Here is a 1,836-nt window from a genome sequence, read left to right as displayed (position 1 = left end):
GGGCGAGCCGAAGTCGAGCGGCCACGACAGGACTTCGCCGCCCGTGCTGATCCGCAGCGACGACGTGCCCACGGGCACGGCACCCGGAAGCGCGGCGGGCAGCAGTACGACCGGCTGCACCCATGCTGCGCCTGCGGGCGAGGCCGCGGTGAGCGAGGCGGCGCCGGGGCTGGACGAGTCGTCGGCGACGTGCTGGCCGGCCGCGTCCCACCAACGCAGCGTGAGCGTGGCGTCCTGCGTGGCGGCGAGCTGGGAGGCGAACCGGACGTCCTGGCCGGGCTGTACGGGCCACCCGTAGTCGCTGCCGTCGGCGGCCCACACCAGTTCGCCAGCCTCGGTGAGCGGCTGCACGGACACGGGGCCGGTGCCGTCCCCGGTGACGACCGGGTCGCCGTCGCTCCACCACCGCCAGACTTCGCCGATGCCCGCGGCCTGGGCGGCGGGCAGTACCTCGACGTCGGCGGACGCCCAGGTGAGACCGGCCTCGGACATGGGCAGTGTGGCCGTGGCTATCTGCTCAGCGAGGGCGTAGCGGCGCGGGTCGGTGGCGACCCACTGAATCGCGGCGCCGAGGATCGTGCCGAGGCGGTATCCGGTCGTCGTCGGGATTGCCCGGCGGGTCGCACGGGCGTACGTGAGCAGGGGCCCGCGCTCGTCCAGCCACGCCACGAGCGGGATCTCGTCGACGCGGGGGACGGTGGCGGCGGACAGGCGGCCGACAACCTCGCCGATCTGTGCGTGAGGTGCGCGCACGACCAGGCCGTCAACGCCGATCGTCCGTGCCTGGGCGAGCAGTAGGCCGGGGTGCGCCCCGTGCGCGTCGGCCCGTTGCACGGTTCCATCGTCCAGCGGGGGGAGGTCTTCCCACCCGGTGAGGGTGCGCCACCGGTAGGGGGTGCCGGGTCCGAGCAGCAGGTCGCCGTACTGGACGTGGCCGGGCCGGGTAACAAGGGCTCCTGCGGCAGGCATCGTTACCCCCTTGCCTTGGCGAGCCACGCCAGAGATTCGGCGTTCTGCTCGGGCGTGCCGTGTTCGGCGGCGTGCCAGTGCTCGATCTGGACCATGGCGCCCCCGCCGGCCGGGGCGAACGGCGAGCTGTACGCGCCGAGTGAGGCGCCTGCCGGGGTGAGCTGGGGAGCGGCGGGCGGGGTGACCAGGGACCGCATGGCACGGTCGACGGCGCCCTTCCCGCTCTCGACGCCCTTGACGACGCCGGCGGGAATCCACCGGCCGATGTCGCGGGCCATCACCTTGGACGGCGAGGCGATACCGAGCGCGTCGGCGATCGGACCGGGCACCATGCTCGACGCGAACGACGACAGCTTGTCCTTGAGCCATCCGCCCATGGACTTCACGCCCTCGTACAAGCCGCGTACGACGTCCTTGCCCTTGTCGACCAGGAGCGAGCCGAGATCGCCGATGGCCTCGCCGATCCGGCCGGGCAGCCCGCGCGCCCACGCGATGACCTCGCCCGCCTTGGTGACGACCGTGTCCTTGAAGTCGCGCAGCGCGGACGCTGCGCGGTCGCGGAGTTGGCCGGCCAGCGGGGAGAGTGCCTGCCACGCGCGGCCGGGCAGTCCCTTGATCCAGTCGACGGCGGCACCGATGCCGTTGCCGACCCACTCGGCGAGCTTGCCGACGGCCTCGCCGACCAGCTCAGCCGCGTTCGAGACCGCGGTCTTTGCCAGCTCCCACGCTTCGCCGAAGTTGCCTTGCAGCAGCGCCACAATGGCCGTGATGACCGGCACGACGACGTCGGTGATCACGGTCGCGAGGCCGGTCGCGAGGATGCCGGCCAGCTGTCCGATGATCTCGATCAGGGGCTCGATGATCGGC

1 protein-coding gene and 1 pseudogene are annotated in these 1,836 nt (G+C 72.8%); both read right to left on the bottom strand.

The window, feature by feature from the left end; genetic code table 11:
* Positions 1 to 969: hypothetical protein (locus MHW47_RS35070; RefSeq protein WP_239227860.1), on the bottom strand; the 969-nt coding region annotated here is incomplete at its 3' end.
* Between the two features lie 2 nt (positions 970 to 971).
* Positions 972 to 1,836, bottom strand: a pseudogene (locus MHW47_RS35065) (hypothetical protein); the annotation flags it as partial.

The sequence above is a fragment of the Streptomyces sp. OfavH-34-F genome (assembly GCF_022347745.1).
Classification (GTDB): domain Bacteria; phylum Actinomycetota; class Actinomycetes; order Streptomycetales; family Streptomycetaceae; genus Streptomyces.
This window is presented reverse-complemented; position numbering and strand designations above follow the sequence as displayed.